The sequence below is a fragment of the Microbacterium neungamense genome (assembly GCF_024971095.1).
Lineage (GTDB): Bacteria > Actinomycetota > Actinomycetes > Actinomycetales > Microbacteriaceae > Microbacterium > Microbacterium neungamense.
The window spans coordinates 2,027,952-2,051,099 of record NZ_CP069717.1; the positions used below are offsets into that span (position 1 = coordinate 2,027,952).

Below are 23,148 nucleotides of genomic sequence, written 5' to 3' on the forward strand. Positions count from 1 at the left end.
TCGTTCCGTGGTCCACAGCCCACAGGGCTCATCCCGGCAGCGGCGTCGAACTCAGCACGCTGAGCATCAGCGGTGCCACGCCGAGCAGGAGGAACGCCGGCAGCGTGCACGCGCCCAGCGGCAGCAGCAGCTTCGCTCCGAGACGCGCGGCGCGCAGACGTCCCTGGACCCGGGCATCCTGCCGTTGCTGCGCGGCGGATGCCCGGAGCAGCTCGACGGCGGGAACGCCGGCGGCGCGGGAGAGCTCGAGCACGGCATCCGTGGCATGACGCTCGTCGCGCAGCTGCGCCGCGCTCGTCTCCACCAGCCGCACCGCCCGGGCGATGGCCGCCCCGCCGGACAGGGCGACGGCGACGAGTTCGGCGTGCATGCCCGGCGTGCCCGGCTCCGGCTGCGCGCGGCGCACCAGCCGGCGGGTCCACCACCGCGCCAGGAGCACCAGGAGCAGGCCGGCGGCCACGCAGGCGATCCCGAACGGGTTCGTGGTGAGCACCGTGACGGTGTCGAAGCCGAGCGCGTACCCGAGCAGCAGGCCCGCCACCGGCAGCCAGAGCAGCAGCCGGGCGGTCCCGGCGGGTTCGGCGAGGGCGATCCTGACGTCATCGGCGGCGGCCGCGGCGTCCTGCAGCGACTCGGCGAGCGCGCGGAGGACCTCCGCGAGCGGGGCGCCCACCGTGGTGGCCACGTCCCACGCCGCCGCCACATCGACCCAGGTGCCGCCTTCGGCCTCGATCGCCGAGACGAGGTCGAGGCCGTCCGCGCAGCGCGCCACGACGCGTTCGGCGGAGGCGTTCCCGGAGTCGGCGAGATGCCGCCAGGCCGTCATCGGCCGCGCTCCGGCCTGCAGCAGCACCGCGAGCGTGCGCACCGCGACCGCTGCGTCCCCGGCGTCGTTCTCGTGTCCCTCGCGACGGCGCGGAAGGCGGATCCGGCGAAGCGGGCTCAGCACGGCGACATCTCCTCGATCCCCAGGCGGTCGCCGTGCAGCACGAACCTCCCGGCGCGCCGGATGCGGCGGGTGCCGTCCGGATCCCGGCCGAGATGCAGCACGACGCTGAACGCGCTGACCACCTGCCGTGCGAGCGCCGTCGCGTCCATGCCGGCGAGCGCCCCGAGGGCTTCCATACGGGCCGGCACATCCGCGAGGCCACTCGCGTGCAGGGTGCCGGCGCCGCCGTCGTGCCCGGTGTTCAGCGCGGTCAGCAGCTCGCGCACCTCCTCGCCGCGGCACTCGCCGACCACGAGGCGATCGGGCCGCATCCGCAGCGACTCGCGCACGAGCATGGCGAGCGTGATCCGTCCCGCGCCCTCGAGGTTGGCCTGACGCGCCTCGAGGGAGACGTGGTGCGGATGCCGCGGCCGCAGCTCCGCCACGTCCTCGATGGTGACGATGCGCTCGGTCGGCGGCACTTCGGACAGCAGGGCGGTCAGCAGGGTGGTCTTGCCGCTGCCGGTGCCGCCGGTGATGAGGACGTTCGCGCGCTCCGCGACGAGCCGCCCCAGCCACTCGCGCTCCCCCGGCGCGAACGTGCCGTATCCAGCGAGCGCGTCCAGATCGGCCGCGAGCACGCGGGGGATGCGGATGGACAGCGCGGTGCCCGAGGTGGAGACCGGGGCGAGCACCGCGTGCACCCGGATGCCGGAGTCCAGGCGCACGTCGACGCACGGCGACTGATCGTCGAGATGACGGCCGCCGGCCGCCACGAGCGCCACGGCCAGGTCGCGCACCTCCCGTTCGGATGCCCGCCAGCCCTCCTCACGCTCCGCGCCCCGTCCGCGGTCGACGAAGAGTCCGCCCGCGCCGTTGACGAAGAGGTCGGTGACCCGGTCATCGGCGCAGAACTCGGCGAGCGCGCCGAAGGCGGGATCAAGCGGCATCCGTCCCGCGGACGGACCGGACCCCGCGTGTGCGGTGCGGGGGCGGAGGACGAAGGGTTCGGCCATGCCCCGACGGTAGGCGGAGCGACGGACGTGCCCGGCCCTCGAACCCGGCCGCTGTGCACAACCCGGCAGAATTGGCCGCCGTGCAGAACGGGCGGGCAGGGGCATCCGGCGCGATCGCCCGCGGCCGCCCCCGCCGCCGCCGGGAGGAGAACGCACCGCACACGCGACTCCGCGATGCCAGAACCTCCCGACGGCACGGGCATCCGCCACCGCCAGGAGAAAACCGCACGGCACACGCCGCCCCGCGATGCGGAAAGCTCCCGGCGGCGCGGCATCCGCCACCGCCAGGAGAAGAACGCACCGCACACGCCGCCCCGCGATGCGGAAAGCTCCCGGCGGGCCGGGGTCGGCGACGTCCCGCGGTCCACGGCGCACCACCCGGAGACGTGAAAGGGCGGCACCTCACGGGGGGAATGAGATGCCGCCCACGCATGCCCGTGATCGGGGGGTATCGGGCACGCGGAAGCCGGAATACGATTCGGCTGAGGTCAGTGTACGCAACGAGCGGACCCGCACAAAACCCGCCGCGGGTACCGACTTCCGGCAGTATCCCGCGTCGGTGGCCCGCATTAGATTCGCCGTGTCACGGTCGTGCCCCGCCACGACCTCGGTACCCACGCAAAGGAGCGAGCGACATGAGCAGCCAGATCGACCATCTCCTCGACGAGTCCCGGCAGTTCCCGCCCTCGCCCGAATTCGTCTCCCAGTCGATCGACGATCCTGCGCTCTACGAGCGGGCCGCGGCCGACCGCGAGGGCTTCTGGGGCGAGCAGGCGCGTGAGCTGCTGCACTGGAGCACGCCGTTCACGCAGGTGCTGGACTGGTCGAATCCGCCCTTCGCGAAGTGGTTCGCGGACGGCGAGCTGAACGTCGCCTACAACTGCCTCGACCGGCACGTCGAAGCGGGCAACGGCGACCGGGTCGCGATCCTGTGGGAGGGCGAACCCGGCGACGAGCGGCGCATCACGTACGCCGAGCTCACCGACGAGGTCAAGCGCCTCGCCCGCGTGCTCGAGGATCTCGGCATCGGCCAGGGCGACCGCGTGGCCATCTACCTGCCGATGATCCCCGAGGCGATCGTGTCCATGCTCGCGGTCGCCCGCCTCGGCGCGATCCACTCCGTGGTCTTCGGCGGGTTCAGCGCCGACAGCCTGCGTTCGCGCATCGACGACGCCGGCGCCCGGCTCGTCATCACCGCCGACGGCGGATATCGCAAGGGCCGGGTGTCGCCGCTCAAGCCCGCCGTCGACCAGGCGCTCAGCGACCGCGGCGACGGCGAGCAGGCCACCGTCGAGCACGTGCTGGTCGTGAAGCGGACCGAGAACGAGGTGGAGTGGCAGCACGGCCGCGACATCTGGTGGCACGACGTCGTCCCGGCGGCCGAGGCCGACCACGAGGCGCAGCCGTTCCCCGCGGAGAATCCGCTCTTCATCCTCTACACCTCCGGCACCACCGGGAAGCCGAAGGGCATCCTGCACACCTCCGGCGGCTACCTCACCCAGGCGTCGTTCACCCACAAGTACGTCTTCGACCTGCACCCCGAGACCGACGTCTTCTGGTGCACGGCCGACATCGGCTGGGTGACCGGCCACTCCTACGTCACCTACGGACCGCTCGCCAACGGCGCCACCCAGGTGCTCTACGAGGGGACGCCGGACACCCCGCATCCGGGCCGCTGGTGGGAGATCATCCAGAAGTACGGCGTGACCATCTTCTACACCGCGCCCACCGCCATCCGCTCCTTCATGAAGATCGGCCGCAGCGTCCCGAAGAAGTTCGACCTGTCGAGCCTGCGCGTGCTCGGTTCGGTGGGCGAGCCGATCAACCCCGAGGCGTGGATGTGGTACCGCGAGGTGATCGGCGGCGAGCGCACGCCGATCGTCGACACCTGGTGGCAGACCGAGACCGGGGCGATCATGGTGTCGCCGCTGCCCGGCATCACCGCGACGAAGCCCGGGTCCGCGCAGGTGCCGCTCCCGGGCATCTCCATCGACGTGGTCGACGACGCCGGCGAGCGGGTGGGCAACGGCAACGGCGGTCTGCTCGTGATCACCGAGCCCTGGCCGAGCATGCTGCGCGGCATCTGGGGAGACCCGGAGCGGTTCAAGGAGACGTACTGGGACAAGTTCGCCGACCGCGGCTACTACTTCGCCGGGGACGGCGCGCGGCTCGACGAGGACGGCGACCTGTGGCTGCTCGGCCGTGTGGACGACGTCATGAACGTGTCCGGCCACCGTCTCTCCACGGCGGAGATCGAGTCGGCGCTGGTGGCGCACGAGGCGACGGCCGAGGCGGCGGTCGTCGGGGCCTCCGACGAGACCACCGGCCAGGCGGTCGTGGCCTTCGTGATCATCAAGGAGAGCTACCTCGCCGAGCACTCCCCCGAGGGGCTCGCCGCACAGCTGCGGCAGTGGGTCGGCGAGCAGATCGGCCCGATCGCCCGCCCGCGGGACGTGTACATCGTGGGCGAGCTGCCCAAGACGCGGTCGGGCAAGATCATGCGCCGTCTGCTGCGGGACGTCGCCGAGGGCCGCGAGGTCGGGGACACCACCACTCTCGCCGACACCGCGGTGATGAGCATCATCTCGGCGCAGGTGAAGTAGCCGCCCGCGCCGAGACCCCGTCGAAACACCGAGACCCCCTGCTGTGGACGTCCGCAGCAGGGGGTCTCGGCGACAGGACGGGGTGTCGGCCGCGCACCGGGGCGTCCGCCGCGGCGTCCGCCGGCGACCTCAGGCGAGCAGGAAGCTGACCTCGACCTCGACCGGGCTGTCCAGTGGCAGCACCGGAACGCCCACGGCGGCGCGCGCGTGCTTCCCGGCATCCCCGAAGATCTCGCCGAGCACCTCGCTGGCGCCGTTGATGACGCCGGGCTGGCCGGTGAAGGAGGGGTCGGATGCCACGAAGCCGCCGACCCGCAGCACGCCGGCGAGCCGGTCCACGCCGCCCGCGGCATCCGCGGCCGCGGCGAGCGCGTTCAGCGCGCAGGTGCGGGCGTACTCCTTGGCATCCGCCGGGTCGACGCCCCCGCCCACCTTGCCGGTGGCGGGCAGCGCGCCGTCCACGAACGGCAGCTGACCCGACGTGTGCACCAGACCGCCGTGGACGACGGCGGGGACGTAGGCCGCCACCGGCGCGGCGACGGCGGGCAGCTCGATGCCGAGCTCCTGGAGGCGTGCGGCGATGCTCACGCGGCACCGCCCTCGAACTGGCGCGACGCCTCGGCGGCGGCCGCGAGGCCGGCGTTCGCCGTGGCGTCCTGCGTCACCGGACGCTTGAAGTAGGCGACCAGACCGCCCTCGGGTCCCTGCACCACCTGCACCAGCTCCCAGCCCTGCTTGCCCCAGTTGTTGAGGATCGCGGCGGTGTTGTGGATCAGCAGCGGCGTGGTCAGATACTCCCACGTGGTCATGGCACTCCTGCGCGTCGGCGACGGCCAGTTCCGGATGCTGGCGTCGAGGCTCTTATTCAGGGAACTCCCCTACGATCAAGCGTATGCCTGAAACGAAACGCACGCTGAAGGGTGTGCTCGGCGGACTTCTCGGGCTGGTCGGCCTGAGCGCGGTCGCCGGCGTCCTCGTGACCGCGAGTGTCACCCCCGCGATCGCCATGGCCGGTTTCTCCGGCTCCCAGGCCCTGACGCTGTTCGAGGAGCTGCCGAGCTATCTGAAGATCGGCGCTCCGATGGAGCCGACGACGATCTACGGCACTGGCACGGACGGCAACCCGGTGCAGCTGGCGAAGTTCTACGACCAGAACCGCGTGCCGGTCACCTTCGACCAGGTCTCCCCCGTCCTCTACGACGCGATCCTCTCCAGCGAGGACAAGAGCTTCTACGAGCACGGCGGCGTCAACCTCGGCGCCACGATCAAGGCCGTCGTGGACAACCTGCGCAAGACCTCGTCCCGGGGCGCCTCGACGATCAGCCAGCAGTTCGTGAAGAACGTGCTGATCCAGGAGTGCGAGAAGAACGCCTCGCCGAGCGAGGAGGGCTATCTCGACGAGCTCCGCGCCTGCTGGACCGAGGCCACCCAGGCCACCGGCGCGGCCGGCATCGAGCGCAAGCTGCAGGAGATGCGCTACGCGATCCAGATCGAGAAGGACTATTCGAAGAACGACATCCTGCTCGGCTACCTGAACATCGCCAACTTCGGCGGCCAGACCTACGGCATCGAGGCCGCGGCGAACTACTACTTCAACACGACGTCCGCGAACCTCACAGTCTCGCAGGCGGCCACGCTGGCCGGCATCGTGCAGAACCCGAACCGCTACCGGATCGACATGCCGGGCGGCTCGACGACGGATGCCGACGGAAACCCGCTCAACGGCGCCCACGACGGCTACAAGGAGACCAAGGATCGCCGCGACTACGTGCTCGGCCGCATGCACACCGACGGCAAGATCACGGACGAGCAGTACGAGCAGGCGCTCGCCGAGCCGATCACCCCGGTGATCACGCCGACGCAGCAGGGCTGCGGCGCCGCCGGCGACAACGCCTACTTCTGCCAGTACGTGAAGGCGGTCATCGAGAACGACGAGGCCTTCGGCGAGACGCTCGAGGAGCGGCGCGAGAAGCTCAGCCGCGGCGGCATGGAGATCTACACCTCCCTCGACATGCGCGTCCAGCAGCCCGCGATCGACGCCATGAACGAGTGGGTGCCGGAGTCCGACCCCAACATGGCCCTCGGCGCATCCGCGGTGTCGCTCGAGGCGGACACCGGCCGCGTGCTGTCGATCGTGCAGAACACGCGCTTCTCCGAGTCCGCAGGGGATGCCGGCACTCCCGGCGTGTCCAGCCTCGTCTTCGCCGCCGACAAGAGGCTCGGCGGCGGGAGCGGCTTCCAGGTCGGATCGACGTACAAGCTCTTCACGCTTCTGAAGTGGCTCGAGGACGGGCATTCCATCAACGAGACGCTGAACGGCGTGAACCGCACGTTCCGCGAGTTCACCTCCTGCGGGCGCCCGTACAACAACAACAGCTTCATCGGCAATTACGAGCAGAACCGGGGCTACACGGGCTCCGTGCGCAGGTTCACCGAGCAGTCGCTCAACTCGGGGTTCCTCGCCATGGCGCAGGAGCTCGACCTCTGCGAGATCAACAAGGTCGCGGAGAGGCTCGGGGTCTACCAGGGTGACCTCACCCCGGTGACCGAGAAGAACGACCCCTACGGTGCGGTGCTCGGATCGAAGAACATCGCCCCGCTGCAGATGGCGGGGGCCTTTGCGGCGGTCGCCAACAAGGGCATCTTCTGCCAGCCTCGCGTGATCGACAAGATCATCGCCCAGGACGGTACCGAGCTGCCGGTCCCCCAGTCGAACTGCACGCAGGCGATCCAGCCCGAGATCGCCGCGACGGCGGCATTCGCCCTGCAGGGCGTGATGACGAACGGCACCGGCCGCGCCTCGAATCCGTTCGACGGGACGCCGGTGCTCGGCAAGACCGGCACGCACGAGGACTACAGCACGATGATGGTCGAGTCCAGCACCAAGGTGACCACCGCGGTGTGGGTCGGCGACTACAAGGGCGAGAACGGCTCGCTGTACGACAAGTGGTGGAACGGCGTGCGCTACTCCGACCTGCGCCACGAGATCGCCCCGGTCATGCAGCACGCGGCGAACGAGGTCTACGGCGGCGAGGAGTTCCCCCGGCCCGATCAGAACCTCACCCGTCCGGTCATGAAGGAGCTGCCGAACGTCGTCGGCATGCCGGTCGACCAGGCGACCCAGACGCTGGAGGAGGCCGGGTTCCAGGTCAGCGTCGGCGCCCCGGTGGACAGCACCGTCGGGGCCGGCCTCGTCGCCGCCCAGGACCCGGCGGCGGGTCAGGCCGCCGCCGGCACGACCGTCACGATCTCGCCGAGCTCCGGCAAGGCGCCGGCCGCACCGGTGCCGAACGTCGTCGGCTCGAAGCTCAAGCAGGCCGAGAAGGCGCTCACCGACGCCGGCTACGGGGTGACATCGGACGGATGCGGCAACGACGACGCCGTCGTCGCGCAGAACCCGGCCGCCGGCGCCGCTGTACCGCCCGGCACCTCCGTCGCACTGCAGTGCGGCGACGACGATTGAGCGCCGCACGGACGCACCCGGCCCTCATCGCGCTCGGCGCGATGGGGGCCGCCGGTGCGGCCGCCGCGGTGTGGGGCATCGGCATCGAGCGGTATCTGTTCACGGTCCGTGAGGCGACGGTGGCCGCCCTCGCTCCCGGGTCCGCGCCGATCCGGGTGCTGCACGTGTCGGACGCCCACATGGCGCCCTGGCAGGAGCGCAAGCAGCGCTGGCTGGCATCCCTCGCGGCGCTGGAGCCCGACCTTGTCGTGAACACCGGGGACAATCTCGGGCACCGCGACGGCATGCAGGGCATCCGCCGCGCATTCGAGCCGCTGGCGGGCATCCCCGGCGTCTTCGTGCACGGCTCGAACGACGTCAGCGCGCCGTCGCCGCGCAACCCGTTCCGCTACTTCCTGGGCCCGTCCGTGAAGAAGCCGGACCCGCGTCCTCTCGACACCGCGGCCATGGACCGCTTCTTCACAGAGGAGCTGGGCTGGCACGGGCTCAACAACGCCGCGGTGCGGCTCAGCGTCGCCGGCGGGACCGTCGACCTCTTCGGCGTGGACGACGCTCATCGCGACTGGGACCGGCTCGATGACCTCCCCGCCGCCCTCGACGGGCTCGGCCCGCGGCCGGAGGGCGCGTCGGTCCTCGGGGTGACGCACGCGCCGTATCAGCGCGTGCTGAACACGTTCACGGACCTCGGCGCGGATGCGATCTTCGCCGGGCACACGCACGGCGGGCAGGTCTGCCTGCCGTTCTTCGGCGCCCTCGTCGCGAACTGCGACATCCCGCTGAAGCAGGCGAAGGGCCTGAGCAGCTGGACGCACCACCGCCGCACGGTGCCGCTGAACGTGAGCGCCGGGTGCGGGCACTCGATCTACGCCCCGGTGCGCTTCGCGTGCCGTCCGGAGGCCACGCTGCTCACCCTCACGGCCCGGGGCTGACCCGCCGCCGTCACACCAGGACGGTGTGCGGCAGCCAGCCCTCACGACCGTCCGCGGCGCGGCACAGCTCCAGCCGGACTCCGCACGTTACGAGGACACGCCCGCGCGTGCCCCCTCGATTCGGAGATCGGCGCCGGTTCGATGTAGACTCGAACGGTTGCGAAACGGGGTGTGGCGCAGCTTGGTAGCGCGCTTCGTTCGGGACGAAGAGGCCGCAGGTTCAAATCCTGTCACCCCGACAAACGAGGAAGGGCCCGCCATCGGCGGGCCCTTCCTCGTTTCGCCGAGGTGACAGCGGGGCCCCGCGGTGCAGGAGGCTCCGCGCCCCGGCATCCGCCCCGCCCCGCCCACCCTGAACGCCTCCGTTCAGCCTGCTCCACTACCCTGGAACACACCATGACCTCGACCACGCCTCGCCTCGTCGCCTTCGACCTCGATGACACGCTGGCCCCGTCCAAGGGTGCGATCGATCCACGCATCGCGGACCTGCTGCGGGCGCTGCTGCGCCACGTGGACGTCGCGATCATCTCCGGCGGCAACGAGGAGCAGTTCCGCTCCCAGGTGATCGCCCGCCTCGGCGAGGCCGACCCCGCCGAGCAGGCGCGCCTGCACCTGCTCCCCACCTGCGGCACGCGCTATCTGCGCCACGACGGCACCGGCTTCGCGACCGTGTACGCCCACGACCTCTCCGAGGAGGAGAAGGAGGCGGCGATGGTCGCGCTCCGCGAGGAGGCCACGCGTCTGGGACTGTGGGAGGCGGAGCCCTGGGGAGAGATCCTCGAGGACCGCGGCTCGCAGATCACGTTCTCCGCGCTCGGTCAGCAGGCACCGCGCGAGGCGAAGCACCGCTGGGACCCGGACGGCGCCAAGCGCGCCGCCCTGCGCGACGCGGTGGCCGCCCGGCTCCCCGAGCTCGAGGTGCGCTCGGGCGGCTCGACGTCGATCGACGTCACCCGCGCCGGCATCGACAAGGCGTACGGGATGCTGCAGCTCGCCGAGCACACCGGCATCCCGCTGGCCGACATGCTCTTCTACGGCGACCGCCTCGACGAGGGCGGCAACGACTACCCGGTCCTCGCACTCGGCGTCCCCTCGGTCGCCGTCGAGGGCTGGGAGGACACCGCCGACAAGCTCGACGCCCTCCTGGAGACGCTCGAAGCCGACGTGGCATCCGCTCGCGCCTGACCGCGGCCTCCTCGCCCCGTGCGGCGACGCCACTCAGCGGGCGGCGGCCCCCACGGCATCCGACACCACCGGCACCAGCCGGGTCAGCTGCGTGACGTGCGCCGGCTCGAGCTCGGCGAGCGAGGACACGCCGAGCAGGCGCATGGTGCGCTCGATCTCGCCGCGCAGGATCGCGATCGCGCGGTCGACGCCGGCGCGCCCGCCCGCCATCAGCCCGTACAGGTAGGCGCGCCCGATCAGCGTGAAGTCCGCCCCGAGGGCGACGGATGCCACGATGTCCGCGCCGTTCATGATGCCGGTGTCGATCATCACGGTGAACTCGTCGCCGACGGCCCGGCGCACCTGGGGCAGCAGGTGGAACGGGATCGGCGCCCGGTCCAGCTGCCGGCCGCCGTGGTTGGAGAGGACGATGCCGTCCACACCCGCGTCCCGCAGCCGCAGCGAGTCCTCGACCGTCTGCACGCCCTTCACGACGATCCTCCCGGGCCAGAGGTCGCGGATCACGTCGAGGTCGGCGTAGCTGATCGTGGGGTCCATCGCCGCGTCCAGCAGCTCGCCGACCGTGCCGCCGGTCGAGCTCAGCGAGGCGAACTCGAGCTTCGGCGTGGTGAGGAAGTCGAACCACCACCACGGGCGGGGCAGCGCGTCGATGACCGTGCCCAGCGTGAGCTGCGGCGGGATGGAGAAGCCGTTGCGCTTGTCGCGCAGGCGGGCACCGGCGACCGGGGTGTCGACGGTGAACATCAGCGTGTCGAAGCCGGCCGCGGCGGCCCGCCGGGTCAGGTCGTACGAGATCTCCCGGTCGCGCATGACGTAGAGCTGGAACCAGTTGCGTCCGCGCGGGTTCGCCTCGGTCACGCCCTCGATGGAGGTCGTCCCGAGCGTGGAGAGGGTGAACGGGATGCCGGCGGCGCCGGCCGCGCCCGCCCCCGCGACCTCGCCCTCGGTCTGCATGAGCCGGGTGAATCCGGTCGGCGCGATGCCGAACGGGAGCGCGCTCGGTCCGCCGAGGATCGACACGCTCGTGTCCACCGTCGGCGCCGGCTTCAGCATGCCCGGGTGGAACTCGACGTCCTGGAACGCCTGACGGGCGCGGGCGAGGGAGATCTCGCCCTCGGCCGCGCCGTCGGTGTAGTCGAACGCGGCCTTCGGCGTGCGGCGCTTGGCGATGAGCCGCAGGTCGCCGATGGTGAGCGCGGACTCCAGGCGGCGCTTGCGCAGATCCAGCTCGGGCTTCTTGAACCTCATCAGCTCGAAGATCTCGCGGGGGTTGGGCAGCTGGCGCTGGACCATGGCATTCCTCTCGGTGTGCGGCGGCGGGGGCGGTCGGTGCGGACGGTCGGGGCGTCAGTCGGTGCGGACGGGGCGGTCCTCGGCGACGAGGCCCGCCGCGGTGTAGTAGCCGATGATGTGGTCGTGCACGAGGGCGCGGGCGGCATCCGCGTCGCCCGCCGCGATCGCCTCCACGATGCGGCGGTGCTCGCCGCGGAGCCGGCCGGCCATCGCCGGCCAGTCCTCCACGCGACCCGCCCCCTCGAGGACGTACGACTCGATCGAGGTGCGCAGCCCCGCCATCATCGCGGTGATCACGGTGTTGCCGGAGGCCTCGGCGAGGGCGAGGTGCAGCCGGGCGTCCAAGGCGAGGAACTCCGGCGCCGTGAGCTCCTCGGCATCCATCGCGTCGAGGATCCGCCGCGCCTCGGCCAGGTCGCGGTCGGGTCGGGCGGCGAGGGATGCCGCGACCGCGTCCTCCAGCACGAGACGGGTCTGCACCACGTCGCGGAGCGGGAAGCCCTGCGCCGCGACCTGCAGCCGCAGCAGGGCCGCCATCCCGCCTCCGGGAGCGGCCACGACGATCGCGCCCGCCTGCGGGCCGGAGCCGGTCGTGGTGCGGATCAGGCCCATCACCTCGAGCACCCGCAGCGCCTCCCGGACGCTGGAGCGCGCCACGCCGAGGTCGGCCGCGAGCTCACGCTCCGACGGCAGACGGTCCCCCGGGCCGAGGACGCCGTCCAGCAGATTTCCCTCGATCCGCTCCAGCACGGTGCGCCAGGCGCGCGGCGCCTGCGAGCCCTGCCTCGCGTCCGGCATCCGCACCTCCCTGTGGTCTGACCACAGAGTATCCTGTGTGGTCTGACCACGCAACCGCGGCGGCGTCCGTCAGCCCAGCCGCCCGCCGGACTCCTCGAGGTAGCAGTTGCCGCACAGCGACTCGTACGACACCACGCCCGGCCCGGTGGCCGGGCGCAGCGCCCCGGTGCCGTCGATGGCCACCTGGTCGCCCTGGAACACGAAGCGGCCGTCCACGATCCGGCCGTTGAACACGGCCTTGCGTCCGCAGCGGCAGATCGTCTTGAGCTCCTCGAGGGTGTGCGCGATCGCGAGCAGGCGGGCCGAGCCGGGGAAGGCGTGGGTGAGGAAGTCGTTGCGGATGCCGTAGGCCAGCACCGGGATGCCGTCGAGCACGGCGATCCGGAACAGATCGTCGACCTGCGCGGGGGTGAGGAACTGCGCCTCGTCGATGAGCAGGCAGGCCACGTCCATGGGGCCGGCCGGGAGCAGTCCGGCATCCGCGCTCCGGCGCACGCGCTCGCGCTCGGCGGCGAACAGGGCACGGGCGTCGTCGTCGGGGCCGAGCAGGAAGTCGACCTCGCGGGTGACGCCGAGGCGGCTCTCGATCTGCGAGGCGCCCTTCGTGTCGATCGCCGGCTTCGCGAGCAGCACGTGCTGGCCGCGCTCCTCGTAGTTGTACGCCGCCTGCAGCAGCGCGGTGGACTTGCCGGAGTTCATCGCGCCGTAGCGGAAGTACAGTTTGGCCACCGGTCGAGTGTAATGCCGGCCCACTCCCTCGTTCGGGAGGGGGTCAGTCGGTCATGCCGCGGCGCAGCAGCCGGCCGCGCGGGGTCTCGAAGTCGATCACCTCGCCGTGCAGCCACGTCTTGCGCACCACGCCGGCCAGGGGCTTGCCGTGGTACGGGGTGAGCGGGTTCTTGTGGTGCAGCTTCTTCACGTCGACCACGTAGGCGTCGTCGGCGGCGAACACCGAGAAGTCGGCGTCGTAGCCGGGGGCGATGCGGCCCTTGCCGGTCAGCCCGGCGAACTGCGCCGGGCGCTCGCTCATCCAGGAGACCACCTGCTCCAGCGACAGCCCGCGCTGTCGCGCCTCGGTCCAGATCAGCGACAGGCCGAGCTGCAGGGACGCCACGCCGCCCCAGGCGACGGCGAAGTCGCCGTTCTCGAGGTCCTTCAGGTCGAGGGTGGACGGCGAGTGGTCGGAGACGATGAAGTCGATCGTGCCGTCCTCGTGCCCCTGCCAGAGCAGCTCGCGGTTGCCGGCCTCGCGGATCGGCGGGCAGCACTTGAACTGCGTGGCGCCGTGCGGGATCTCCTCGGCGGTGAGCGTGAGGTAGTGCGGGCAGGTCTCGACCGTGAGCTTCAGGCCGTCCTGCTTGGCGGTGCGCAGCATCGGCAGCGCGTCCGAGGAGGACAGGTGCAGGATGTGGGCGCGGGCGCCGGTCCAGCGGGCCCGCTCGATGACCTCGGCGATGGCGAGGTTCTCGGCGCCGCGGGGACGCGAGGCCAGGAACTTGCTGTAGTCGTCGCCCTCGGGCTGCGGGGCGCGGTCGATGGCGCGGGAGTCCTCGGCGTGCACGATGAGGACGGAGTCGAAGGATGCCAGCTCGCGCATGTCCTTCTCCATCTCGTCCGCATCCAGCGGCGGGAACTCGTCCACGCCCGAGTGCAGCAGGAAGCACTTGAACCCGAACACGCCGGCGTCGTGCAGGGCGCGCAGGTCGCCGGTGTTGCCGGGCACGGCGCCAGAAGCCGACGTCCACGTGCGTCTGCCCCGTGGCGGCCTCGCGCTTGACGTTCAGCGCCTCCACGTTCACCGTCGGCGGGATGCTGTTCAGCGGCATGTCGATGATCGGCGTGACGCCGCCGGCGGCGGCCGCCCTGGTCGCCGAGTCGAAGCCCTCCCACTCGGTGCGGCCGGGCTCGTTCACGTGCACGTGCGTGTCGACCAGGCCCGGGATGAGGGTCTCGTCGTCGGCGAGCTCGACGACCTCGGTGCCGTCGAGGTTGTTGCCCAGCGGCTGCATCGCGACGATCACGCCGTCGCGCACGCCCACCTCGCGCGGCCGGATGCCGGCGCTGGTGAGCACGCGCTGACCGCGGATGGGATCGCGTCGGCGACGCGGTCGGCGTGCTCGGGCGAGGAGGTGTTGGCGGTGACGTCGACGATCATGCGGTCGGCGTGCGACTCGACGACGTCGAGCGCGGTGACCTGGCCGCCGGCCGCGCCGACGGCGGCCGCGAGCTCACTGGTGACCTGGTAGCTCGAGGGCGCTTCGACACGGACGGTGATTGAATAACCGGGGCTGGGGTTGGCCATAGGATCCTCCTTGATCGGCGAGGCCCGGCGGGCGCCGCTGCAACCGACTCCCTTCAGGAGGAACCATGACCGAACGGACCACGGGCGGCGTGCAGTCCGTCGAGCGCGCCTTCGAGCTTCTCGATCTCATGGCGGACGCCGGAGGCACGCAGACGCTCTCCGAGCTCGCCAACCGCACCGAGCTGCCCCCGCCCACCATCCACCGGCTGCTGCGCACCCTGGTCGGCCGCGGCTACGTGCGTCAGCTGCCGAACCGCCGGTACGCGCTGGGCCCCCGGCTGATCCGGCTGGGCGACGGCGCCAACCGGCAGCTCGGGCAGATCGCCGAACCGTACCTCGCCGAGCTCGTCGGCACGCTGCAGGAGACGGCGAACCTCGCCGTGCTCGACGGCGACATGGTGCTGTACGTCGCCCAGGTGCCCTCGCCGCACTCGGTGCGCATGTTCACCGAGATCGGCCGCCGCGCCCACACTCACGACACCGGCGTGGGCAAGGCCATCCTGTCCCAGCTGGACGAGCAGACGGTGCGCTCGATCGTGACCCGGGTGGGGATGCCCCGGGCCACCGAGCACAGCATCGGCGACCCGGACCAGCTGCTCGCCCACCTGTCGGAGATCCGCCGCCGCGGCTACTCGATCGACGACAACGAGCAGGAGATCGGCGTGCGCTGCTACGCCGTGCCGATCCCGAACGCGCCCACCCCGACCGCGGTGTCCGTGTCCGGTCCGCAGACCCGCGTCGACGAGGCGTTCGGCGAGCGCGCCGTGCCGCTGCTGATCTCCGCTGCAGAGGCCATCGGCCGCGAGATGAACCGGGTGGCCTGAGCCGAACCGGGCGGCCTGAACGAACCAGGAGCCGCCGCAGACGGGAGCGGGGCCGGCGCGTGACGTACAGCTCGCGCGGCTGGCCGGCATGCAGCACGGCGCTGTCGGCGTCGAGGGCCTCGCGGCGCAGTTCGTGGCTGGTCACAGACCACACGTCCGCGGCTACGCCCCACTCCTCGGCGAGGAGGCGCTGCGCCTCGATCGATCGTGACGACGGGATAGAAGGTGTCCGTGCCGCGCTGCGCGAAGTAGTCGGCGACCTCGAAGCGCAGCCGGTAGTGCCCGGTCTGCAGGGTCTCGGGGCCGAGGTCCTTCACACGTCCGTCCGCATCGGTGCGGGCGGATGCGACGACCGCGCCGTCGCCGGCCTCGAGCACGACCGCGACGTCCGCGGCCGGCCGGCCGATCGAGGCGTCGAGGATGTGCGTGGTGACGTGGCTCATGCGCGGAGGATCCCTTCCAGTCGGAGGAGCGCGATCTGGCGAAGCTGTTCGGCCACTTCCCGGATCTCGTCCTCGTCGGTGTTGCCGAGTCGGCGGTTCAGCTCGTCGAGAATCTCCCGACCGCTGCGGCCCGCCGCCCGGATGAGGAAGACACGGCCGAAGCGCTCCTCATAGGCGCGGTTGCCCTCGAGCAGCTGCTCGGCCAGCGCCGAATCGCTGGCATCGACGCCGGCCTGCTCACCGCGCTACATGCCGGCCTCGGTCGAGCTTCCACTCGCCCGCTCGCCGATGCGCGGATGATGTGCCAGCGCCGCATCGATGTCCTCGTCCGTCCAGTCGAGCGCCCGTTCGCGGGCAACCGACAGCACCTCCTCCACGCTGGAGTACGGACGAGCCGACACCACGGCCTCCACCCAGCCGTCGATGTCCGCGCTCGGGCGGATGAGCGCATCCGCCTCGTCGCGCGTCGCCGTCGTCACCGGAGCGGGCTCCGGGATCGGCCACGCCACCGCGCGAGAGCTGGGCCGGCGCGGCTGGCGGCTCGCCCTGATCGGCCGCACCCCGGAGACCCTCGAGCGCACGGCATCCGAGATCCGCGCGCAGGGCGGGGCGGACGTGCTGTGCGCGCCTGCCGACGTGACGCGCGCCGACGAGGTCGGCGCGGCGTTCGACCTCGCCCACGAGCGCTTCGGCCGGGTGGATCTGCTCTTCAACAACGCCGGCTCCTTCGGCCCGCAGGCGCGCGTCGATGAGCTCTCGGACGAGGACTGGGCGGCCACCCTGGCCGTGAACGTCACCGGCGCGCTGCACTGCGCCCGAGAGGCATTCCGGCGGATGCGGGCGCAGAGCCCGCAGGGCGGACGGATCATCAACAACGGGTCCGTGTCCGCCCACCGGCCGCGGCCGCGCTCGGCGGCGTACGCCATCACCAAGCACGCGGTGACCGGCCTCACCCGCTCAATCGCCTGTAAGTCTCTGAAGTGGCTGGCCTGGGGTCGGCTGGCAGGGTGGGTGCTGGTGCTCCGTCTGGTCGTGACTCTTGAATCGCCTGGCCTCCCGCTTCGGCGGGGTGCCTTTCCCAGGATCTGTCCGGCCGGGTGGGTGCCGGCGCCGACCCTGCCCACTCCGATGGCTTGATCAGAAGCTTGCCCGACCGTTCACGGCGGTCGTGGCCCATTACAGGCCTGCCTCGAAGTGACCATTCCCGGGTCGACGCCAGCAGTGACGTCAACCCAGTGGAGAGGATCACGGTCACCATGACCATCGTCGCAAACACGTTCGCGTATGTCATCGGCGCGGACACCCATTCCAGAACACACACTCTCGCCGTGCTCGACGCGCGCACTGGCGCCAGAGTGGACACTCGGACCTTCCCGACGACGCCGGCGGGATTATCACGCGCGGTCGCGTGGATCGCTCGGCGCACCAGCGGGCTGGCCGATGTGCTCGTAACGATCGAGGGCGTCGGCTCGTATGGCGCCCGGCTCGCGAGAGCATGCCAGGACGCCGGCTACCGGGTCGTGGAGTCGTTCCCGACAGCGGCACGTGAACGTCGCGGACGAGGCAAGAGCGACGAGATCGACGCGGAACTGATCGCCCGCTCCGTGCTCGGCGTCGATGCCGACAACCTCCGTGATCCGCGTCAGGACGCGGGAGTCCGCGCGGCGCTGCGGGTGCTGATCGGCGCCCGCGACCTCATCAACCTCGAACGCACCAGGTCGATCAACGCCTTGACCGCGCTGCTTCGAACGGTCGACCTCGGCATCGACGCCCGCGCCTCGCTCACCAAGAAGCAGCTCGCGGCGATCGAGTCCTGGCGCACGCGACAGGAGGACCTCGCGACCGCGACAGCCCGCCGGGAAGCGATCCGGCTGGCCCGACGGGTTGCCGTCTGCGATGAGGACCTCGCTGCTAACCGTGACGCGATCACCGCGCTGGTCGCCGCCAGCGACGCCGCAATCCTGCTCGACGAGCCCGGGATCGGCGCGATCAACGCGGCCGTGATCATCGCCGCCTGGTCACACCCCGGCCGGGTCCGCTCCGAAGCAGCGTTCGCCGTGCTCGCCGGCGTCAGTCCCGTGCCCGCCTCGAGCGGAAACACCACCCGTCATCGCCTCAACCGAGGAGGCGACAGGCGTCTGAACAGAGCCTTATCGTCGATCGCGCTGACCCGAATGTCGCACCACCCGCCGACCCGCGCCTACGTCGAACGCCGACGAGCCGAAGGACGCACCACCAAGGAAATCCGCCGCTCACTCAAGCGATACATAGCCCGCCAGCTCTACCGCCGCCTCAGCGAGCAGAGCGGACTTGACAACACATAGAAGCATCCTGGACGGGCGCGCGTTCGGCATCACCGCCACCCAGATCGACATCGGCAACGCCGCCACCGAGCTGCTGCAGGGCATCGGCGCGGACGCCGGCGCGCTGCAGGCGGACGGCTCGCGGCGCCCCGAGCCGTCCTTCGACGCCGCGCACGCCGCCCGGCTGATCGCCGACGTCGCCGATCTCCCCCTGGACGTCGCTGTGCACGAACTGGTGGTGACGGCCGCGGGCATGCCCTACGATGGCCGCGGCTGAGAACGCGCCGTTGCGCGCCGCGGCATCCGTGCTCTAGGCTCGGATTCCGATACACAGAAGCTTTGTTTCACGATACGGAACTGGAGGCATCGTGGCCACCCAACTCGAGCCCGGAGACGCCGCACCCGACTTCTCGCTCACGGATGCCGCCGGACGCACGGTCCGGCTCGGCGACTTCGCCGGACGGCGCGTGATCCTGTACTTCTACCCCGCCGCCTTCACGCCGGGGTGCACCACCGAGGCGTGCGACTTCCGCGACAACCTCGCGTCGCTGCGCGGCGCGGGCTACGAGGTCGTCGGGGTGTCCGGCGACGACCAGGAGACGCTGGCGCGCTTCGCCGCGGAGGACCGCCTGGAGTTCCCGCTGCTGTCCGACCCCGGCAACGAGGTCGCGAAGGCGTACGGGGCGTGGGGCGAGAAGGAGATCGACGGACGCACCCTGACGGGTGTGCTGCGCTCCACCTTCGTCATCGACGGCGACGGGCGGATCGAGCTCGCGCAGTACCGGGTCGACCCGAACGGGCACGTCGCAGCCCTGCGCGAGGAGCTCGCCGCCTGAGCCGGGCCCGTCGCGGCCCCGCGCGAGTGGCCGCGACGGGCGTGCTCAGGCCTGGAGCTGCAGCACCTCGGCGGTGCGGCGCATCGATTCCTGCGCCTTGGTGGCGTCGGTGTTCAGCTTCTCGCCGTAGGTCGGGATGAGCTCGCGCAGCGCCGGCTCCCACGACCGGAACCGGTCCGGGAAGCAGCGCTGCAGCAGGCTGAGCATGATCGGCACCGCCGTGGACGCACCCGGCGAGGCGCCGAGGAGTCCGGCGATCGTGCCGTCCTCCGCCGCGACCACCTCGGTGCCGAACTGCAGGATGCCGCCCTTCTCCGGGTCCTTCTTCATGACCTGGGCGCGCTGACCGGCCTGGATGAGCTCCCAGTCCTCGTCCTGCGCGGTCGGCATGAACACCCGCAGGCTGTCCACCTTCTTGCGGTGCGTCTTCAGCAGCTCGCCGACCAGGTAGGTGATCAGGTCGGGGTTGGCGAAGGCGACGCGGAGCATCGGCCAGATGTTGTGCGGCCGCACCTGGGTGACCAGGTCGAGCAGCGAGCCGTTCTTCAGGAATTTCGGGCTGAACGTCGCGAACGGGCCGAACAGCAGCGACGACTCGCCGTCCACGACGCGCGCGTCCAGGTGCGGGACGGACATCGGCGGGGCGCCGACGGAGGCCTGCGAGTACACCTTCGCCTTGTGCTGGGCGACGATCTTCGGGTTCGTGGTCTTCAGGAACTGTCCGCCGATCGGGAAGACGCCGTAGCCCTTGATCTCCGGGATGCCGGAGCGCTGCAGCATCTTCAGCGCCCAGCCGCCGGCGCCGACGAACACGAACCGCGCCTTCACCTCGCCCGGGGTGCCGCCGATGGTGCGGCGGTACTTGACCAGCCAGGAGCCGTCCTTCTGGCGCTTGAGGCGGCGCACCTCGGTGTCGGTGCGCAGCTCCACGCCGTTGGCGGAGAGGTGGTCGAAGAGCTGGTGGGTGAGGGCGCCGAAGTCCACGTCGGTGCCGGAGGGCACCCGCGTCGCCGCGAACGGCTCGCCCTTGCGGCGCTTCTGCATCAGCAGCGGCGCCCACTGGTTGATCACCCGGGAGTCCTCGCTGTACTCGATGCCCTCGAACAGCGGCTGGTCCTTGAGGATCTCGTAGCGGGCCTTCAGGTAGGCGACGTCCTTCTCGCCGCGCACGAAGGTCATGTGCGGCGTGGAGTTGATGAAAGTCGCCGGCTCGCGCAGCACCCCGCGCTCGACGAGGGATGCCCAGAACTGGCGGCTCTGCTGGAACTGCTCGTTGATCGAGATCGCCTTGGCGGGGTCGAGCGAGCCGTCCTTGCCCTGCGGCATGTAGTTCAGCTCGCACAGGGCGGCGTGACCGGTGCCGGCGTTGTTCCAGGGGTTGGTGCTCTCCTCGCCGATGTCGCTGAGGCGCTCGAACGCCACGATCCTCCAGTCGGGCTGGAGCTCGTGCAGCAGGGTACCCAGGGTGGCGCTCATGATGCCACCACCGATCAGGACGACGTCGACGGTTTCAGTCACCCGACCAGTCTAGTTCGACGCCGGATGCCCCCTTGGCCGCGTGACCCGTCCGGGAGCCGTTCAGGCGACGAGCGCGGGGACCAGCAGCTCGGCGATCTGCACGGCGTTCAGCGCGGCGCCCTTGCGGAGGTTGTCGTTGCTGATGAATAGCACGAGCCCCCTGCCCCGGGGGCGGACTGGTCGGCGCGGATGCGGCCGACGAAGCTCGGGTCCTTGCCGGCGGCCTGCAGCGGCGTGGGCACCTCTTCGAGGGCGACGCCGGGTGCGGATGCCAGCACCTCGCGCGCCCGCTCAGGGGTGATCTCCCGCGCGAACTCGGCGTTGATCGAGAGCGAGTGGCCGGTGAACACCGGCACCCGCACGCACGTGCCGGCCACGCGGAGGTCGGGCAGCTCGAGGATCTTGCGGCTCTCGTTGCGGAGCTTCTTCTCCTCGTCGGTCTCGTTCAGCCCGTCGTCGACGACGGATCCGGCCAGCGGGATGACGTCGAACGCGATCGGGGCGACGTACTTCTGCGGCTCCGGGAAGTCCACGGCGGAGCCGTCGTGCACCAGGCGCAGCGTGTCGCCCTGGGCGAGCACGCCCTCGACCTGCCCGAGCAGCTCCTGCGCTCCGGCGAGGCCCGAACCGGACACCGCCTGGTAGGTGGAGACGATGAGACGCTCCAGCCCGGCCTCCTCGTGCAGCGCCTTCAGCACGGGCATCGCCGCCATCGTGGTGCAGTTCGGGTTGGCGATGATGCCCTTGGGCCGGTCGGCGGCGGCGTGCGGGTTGACCTCGCTGACCACCAGCGGCACCTCGGGGTCCATCCGCCAGGCGCTGGAGTTGTCGACCACGACGGCGCCGGCTTCGGCGAACCGCGGCGCGTAGGCGCGGCTGGCGGTGGCGCCGGCGGAGAACAGGGCGACGTCGATCCCGGACGGATCCGCGGTCTCCACATCCTCGACGACGACCGGGACGCCGCCGAAGTCGATGGCGGTGCCGGCGGAGCGGGCGGAGGCGAACAGGCGCAGCTCGCGCACGGGGAAGGACCGCTCGGCGAGGATCTCGCGCATCACGGTGCCCACCTGGCCGGTGGCGCCGACGATGGCGACGGAGAGTCCGGAATCGGAGATACGGGTCATGGGGGATCCTTGGCGTGGTGACGTTACGCCAGGCTCAGCCCCAGGGTGCGGATGCTGCGCCTGGCGGCGATGTCAGGGTTGCCGCGAGTCTACCGCCTCCCCGCACCCCCGGGTCGCGCCTTCTCCCCGGCCGCCCCGCTCCGGACGGTTCGGGGGCCGGGCGCGGTCGCGGCCGGGGGTCGGCGGGATCAGCGGCCGGAGGGCCGGGCGGGGTCGCGGCCGGGGGCGGCGGGATCAGCGGCCGGTGCCGGCGTGGACGACGGCCTCGACCTCGCCGTCCAGGCCGTAGGCGGTGTGCACGGCGCGGGCGGCGTCGACGAGGTCGGAGCCGCGCAGCACCACCGAGATGCGGATCTCCGAGGTGGAGATCATCTCGATGTTGATGCCGGTGTTCTTCAGCGCCTCGAACAGGGTGGCGGACACGCCGGAGTGGGTGCGCATGCCCGCACCGACGACGGAGAGCTTGCCGATCTGGTCGTCGTGGATGAGGTTCTCGAACCCGATCTCGGACTGGTCGGCGGCGAGCGCCTTCAGCGCCGCGGCGGCATCCGCCTTCGGCAGCGTGAACGAGATGTCGGTGCGCCCGGTGGAGGCGGCGGACACGTTCTGCACGATCATGTCCACGTTCGCACCGGACTTGGCGACGATGGTGAAGATCTCGGCTGCCTTGCCCGGCACGTCCGGGACGCCGGACACGGTGATCTTCGCCTGGCTGAGATCGGTGGCGACGCCGGTGACGATCGGTTCTTCCATGGCTGCTCCCTCGGGGTCGCGGGGGCTTCGCATGCCCTCGCCCAGAACGTAGGTGCCCTCTGCCGAGGAGAAGCTCGACCGGGCGTGGATGAGAACGCCGTGGCGGCGGGCGAACTCGACGGCGCGGATGTAGAGGACCTTGGCGCCGTTGGCCGCGAGCTCGAGCATCTCCTCGCTGGTGATGGTGTCGAGCTTGCGCGCCTTCGGGATGACGCGCGGATCGGCGGTGAAGATGCCGTCCACGTCGCTGTAGATCTCGCACACGTCGGCGTCCAGCGCGGCAGCGAGCGCCACGGCGGTGGTGTCGGAGCCGCCGCGGCCGAGCGTGGTGATGTCGCGGGTGTCGCGGTTGAAGCCCTGGAACCCGGCGACGATGACGATCGCCCCCTCGTCCAGCGCCTCGCGCAGCCGCACCGGCGTGACGTCCACGATGCGGGCGGCGCCGTGCTTGGCATCCGTGATCATGCCCGCCTGACTGCCGGTGAAGGAGCGGGCCTCGAAGCCCATCGAGTGGATCGCCATCGCCAGCAGTGCCATCGAGATGCGCTCCCCGCTGGAGAGGAGCATGTCGAGCTCCCGCGGCGCGGGGATCGGCGCCACCTCGCCTGCCAGCTCGAGGAGATCGTCGGTGGTGTCCCCCATCGCGCTCACCGCGACGACGACGTCGTGCCCGGCACGGCGCGTGTCGACGATGCGCTTGGCGACGCGCTTGATGCTCTCGGCGTCGGCGACGGACGAGCCGCCGTATTTCTGCACGATCAGGGCCACGTTCACTCCCGGGGACGTCGGGCGGATCCGCCCACGCACATTCTACGGACGCGCCTCATGCC

General features: G+C 71.3%; 18 protein-coding genes, 1 tRNA gene and 4 pseudogenes. 10 read left to right on the forward strand and 13 right to left on the reverse strand.

Features of this window, described 5'->3' with window-relative positions; genetic code table 11:
- Positions 1-28: 28 nt before the first annotated feature.
- Positions 29-949 (reverse strand): type II secretion system F family protein, encoded by a 921-nt coding sequence (locus JSY13_RS09870; RefSeq protein ID WP_259606514.1) that lies wholly within the window; start codon positions 947-949, stop codon positions 29-31.
- Positions 943-1,944: a TadA family conjugal transfer-associated ATPase gene (locus tag JSY13_RS09875; protein ID WP_259606515.1), complete on the reverse strand. Its 1,002-nt coding sequence runs from the start codon at positions 1,942-1,944 to the stop codon at positions 943-945. Before JSY13_RS09875 ends, JSY13_RS09870 begins: the two co-directional genes overlap by 7 nt.
- Positions 1,945-2,579: 635 nt before the next feature.
- Between JSY13_RS09875 and acs the strand changes: the two genes are divergently transcribed.
- Positions 2,580-4,547: an acetate--CoA ligase gene (gene acs / locus JSY13_RS09880; protein WP_259606516.1), complete on the forward strand. Its 1,968-nt coding sequence runs from the start codon at positions 2,580-2,582 to the stop codon at positions 4,545-4,547.
- Between the two features lie 129 nt (positions 4,548-4,676).
- Here the strand turns inward: acs and JSY13_RS09885 are convergent, their stop codons facing one another.
- Positions 4,677-5,135, reverse strand: a complete 459-nt coding sequence (locus JSY13_RS09885) for a RidA family protein (protein WP_259606517.1) — start codon at positions 5,133-5,135, stop codon at positions 4,677-4,679.
- Positions 5,132-5,356: a Sp36 family protein gene (gene sp36, locus JSY13_RS09890; RefSeq protein ID WP_259606518.1), complete on the reverse strand. Its 225-nt coding sequence runs from the start codon at positions 5,354-5,356 to the stop codon at positions 5,132-5,134. Before sp36 ends, JSY13_RS09885 begins: the two co-directional genes overlap by 4 nt.
- Before the next feature lie 83 nt (positions 5,357-5,439).
- Here sp36 and JSY13_RS09895 point away from each other — a divergent pair, with 83 nt between their 5' ends.
- The 4 genes from JSY13_RS09895 to JSY13_RS09910 all read left to right on the forward strand — a co-directional run bounded on the left by JSY13_RS09895 (position 5,440) and on the right by JSY13_RS09910 (position 10,124).
- Entirely contained in the window at positions 5,440-8,010 is a 2,571-nt protein-coding gene (locus tag JSY13_RS09895; protein ID WP_259606519.1) for a transglycosylase domain-containing protein, read from the forward strand.
- Positions 8,007-8,939: a metallophosphoesterase gene (locus tag JSY13_RS09900; RefSeq protein ID WP_432806409.1), complete on the forward strand. Its 933-nt coding sequence runs from the start codon at positions 8,007-8,009 to the stop codon at positions 8,937-8,939. The genes JSY13_RS09895 and JSY13_RS09900 overlap by 4 nt, the downstream gene beginning before the upstream one ends.
- Before the next feature lie 165 nt (positions 8,940-9,104).
- A tRNA-Pro gene (locus JSY13_RS09905) sits at positions 9,105-9,178 on the forward strand.
- A gap of 157 nt (positions 9,179-9,335) precedes the next feature.
- A complete protein-coding gene (locus tag JSY13_RS09910) occupies positions 9,336-10,124 on the forward strand; it encodes an HAD-IIB family hydrolase (RefSeq protein ID WP_259606520.1) in 789 nt (262 codons plus the stop codon).
- A gap of 33 nt (positions 10,125-10,157) precedes the next feature.
- On the opposite strand, the gene JSY13_RS09915 is transcribed toward JSY13_RS09910, so the two are convergent.
- The 4 genes and pseudogenes from JSY13_RS09915 to allB form a co-directional block, all read right to left on the reverse strand.
- On the reverse strand, positions 10,158-11,417 hold the full coding sequence (locus JSY13_RS09915; protein ID WP_259606521.1) for an alpha-hydroxy acid oxidase: 1,260 nt from the start codon (positions 11,415-11,417) through the stop codon (positions 10,158-10,160).
- Between the two features lie 54 nt (positions 11,418-11,471).
- Positions 11,472-12,215, reverse strand: a complete 744-nt coding sequence (locus tag JSY13_RS09920; RefSeq protein ID WP_259606522.1) for a FadR/GntR family transcriptional regulator — start codon at positions 12,213-12,215, stop codon at positions 11,472-11,474.
- Between the two features lie 69 nt (positions 12,216-12,284).
- On the reverse strand, positions 12,285-12,944 hold the full coding sequence (locus JSY13_RS09925) for a thymidine kinase (protein ID WP_259606523.1): 660 nt from the start codon (positions 12,942-12,944) through the stop codon (positions 12,285-12,287).
- A 43-nt stretch (positions 12,945-12,987) separates the two neighbouring features.
- Positions 12,988-14,560 (reverse strand): annotated as a pseudogene (allB, locus tag JSY13_RS09930) (allantoinase AllB); the annotation flags it as partial.
- Between the two features lie 22 nt (positions 14,561-14,582).
- Here allB and JSY13_RS09935 point away from each other — a divergent pair.
- Entirely contained in the window at positions 14,583-15,341 is a 759-nt protein-coding gene (locus tag JSY13_RS09935) for an IclR family transcriptional regulator (protein ID WP_259606524.1), read from the forward strand.
- Positions 15,342-15,601: 260 nt separating this feature from the next.
- Here JSY13_RS09935 and JSY13_RS09940 read toward each other — a convergent pair.
- Positions 15,602-15,784, reverse strand: a pseudogene (locus JSY13_RS09940) (hydroxyisourate hydrolase); the annotation flags it as partial.
- Positions 15,781-16,344: pseudogene (gene uraD / locus JSY13_RS09945) on the reverse strand (2-oxo-4-hydroxy-4-carboxy-5-ureidoimidazoline decarboxylase). The pseudogenes uraD and JSY13_RS09940, both read right to left, overlap by 4 nt.
- Between uraD and JSY13_RS09950 the strand changes: the two are divergent.
- The 4 genes from JSY13_RS09950 to bcp all read left to right on the forward strand — a co-directional run bounded on the left by JSY13_RS09950 (position 16,226) and on the right by bcp (position 18,923).
- Entirely contained in the window at positions 16,226-16,921 is a 696-nt protein-coding gene (locus JSY13_RS09950; protein ID WP_259606525.1) for an SDR family oxidoreductase, read from the forward strand. The pseudogene uraD and the gene JSY13_RS09950 overlap by 119 nt on opposite strands.
- 119 nt (positions 16,922-17,040) lie before the next feature.
- Positions 17,041-18,108 (forward strand): IS110 family RNA-guided transposase, encoded by a 1,068-nt coding sequence (locus tag JSY13_RS09955; RefSeq protein ID WP_259606526.1) that lies wholly within the window; start codon positions 17,041-17,043, stop codon positions 18,106-18,108.
- Entirely contained in the window at positions 18,095-18,364 is a 270-nt protein-coding gene (locus JSY13_RS09960; RefSeq protein WP_259606527.1) for an SDR family oxidoreductase, read from the forward strand. The genes JSY13_RS09955 and JSY13_RS09960 overlap by 14 nt, the downstream gene beginning before the upstream one ends.
- A gap of 91 nt (positions 18,365-18,455) precedes the next feature.
- Positions 18,456-18,923: a thioredoxin-dependent thiol peroxidase gene (gene bcp, locus JSY13_RS09965; protein ID WP_259606528.1), complete on the forward strand. Its 468-nt coding sequence runs from the start codon at positions 18,456-18,458 to the stop codon at positions 18,921-18,923.
- Between the two features lie 45 nt (positions 18,924-18,968).
- Here the strand turns inward: bcp and JSY13_RS09970 are convergent, their stop codons facing one another.
- The 3 genes and pseudogenes from JSY13_RS09970 to JSY13_RS09980 form a co-directional block, all read right to left on the reverse strand.
- Positions 18,969-20,399 carry a malate:quinone oxidoreductase gene (locus JSY13_RS09970; protein WP_259608196.1) on the reverse strand — a complete coding sequence of 477 codons (1,431 nt, stop codon included), beginning with the start codon at positions 20,397-20,399 and terminating at the stop codon, positions 18,969-18,971.
- A gap of 102 nt (positions 20,400-20,501) precedes the next feature.
- Positions 20,502-21,565 (reverse strand): annotated as a pseudogene (locus tag JSY13_RS09975) (aspartate-semialdehyde dehydrogenase).
- 234 nt (positions 21,566-21,799) lie between these two features.
- A complete protein-coding gene (locus JSY13_RS09980) occupies positions 21,800-23,086 on the reverse strand; it encodes an aspartate kinase (protein WP_259606529.1) in 1,287 nt (428 codons plus the stop codon).
- Positions 23,087-23,148: the final 62 nt, after the last annotated feature.

What these genes read in the sequence shown, in the direction of transcription:
- JSY13_RS09970 (WP_259608196.1), bottom strand. Translation starts at nt 20,399, where the DNA reads ATGAGCGCCACCCTGGGTACCCTGCTGCACGAGCTCCAGCCCGACTGG.
- JSY13_RS09875 (WP_259606515.1), bottom strand. Translation starts at nt 1,944, where the DNA reads ATGGCCGAACCCTTCGTCCTCCGCCCCCGCACCGCACACGCGGGGTCC.
- JSY13_RS09935 (WP_259606524.1), top strand. Translation starts at nt 14,583, where the DNA reads ATGACCGAACGGACCACGGGCGGCGTGCAGTCCGTCGAGCGCGCCTTC.
- sp36 (WP_259606518.1), bottom strand. Translation starts at nt 5,356, where the DNA reads ATGACCACGTGGGAGTATCTGACCACGCCGCTGCTGATCCACAACACC.
- JSY13_RS09895 (WP_259606519.1), top strand. Translation starts at nt 5,440, where the DNA reads ATGCCTGAAACGAAACGCACGCTGAAGGGTGTGCTCGGCGGACTTCTC.
- JSY13_RS09955 (WP_259606526.1), top strand. Translation starts at nt 17,041, where the DNA reads ATGACCATCGTCGCAAACACGTTCGCGTATGTCATCGGCGCGGACACC.
- JSY13_RS09910 (WP_259606520.1), top strand. Translation starts at nt 9,336, where the DNA reads ATGACCTCGACCACGCCTCGCCTCGTCGCCTTCGACCTCGATGACACG.
- JSY13_RS09920 (WP_259606522.1), bottom strand. Translation starts at nt 12,215, where the DNA reads ATGCCGGACGCGAGGCAGGGCTCGCAGGCGCCGCGCGCCTGGCGCACC.
- acs (WP_259606516.1), top strand. Translation starts at nt 2,580, where the DNA reads ATGAGCAGCCAGATCGACCATCTCCTCGACGAGTCCCGGCAGTTCCCG.
- JSY13_RS09915 (WP_259606521.1), bottom strand. Translation starts at nt 11,417, where the DNA reads ATGGTCCAGCGCCAGCTGCCCAACCCCCGCGAGATCTTCGAGCTGATG.
- JSY13_RS09950 (WP_259606525.1), top strand. Translation starts at nt 16,226, where the DNA reads ATGAGCGCATCCGCCTCGTCGCGCGTCGCCGTCGTCACCGGAGCGGGC.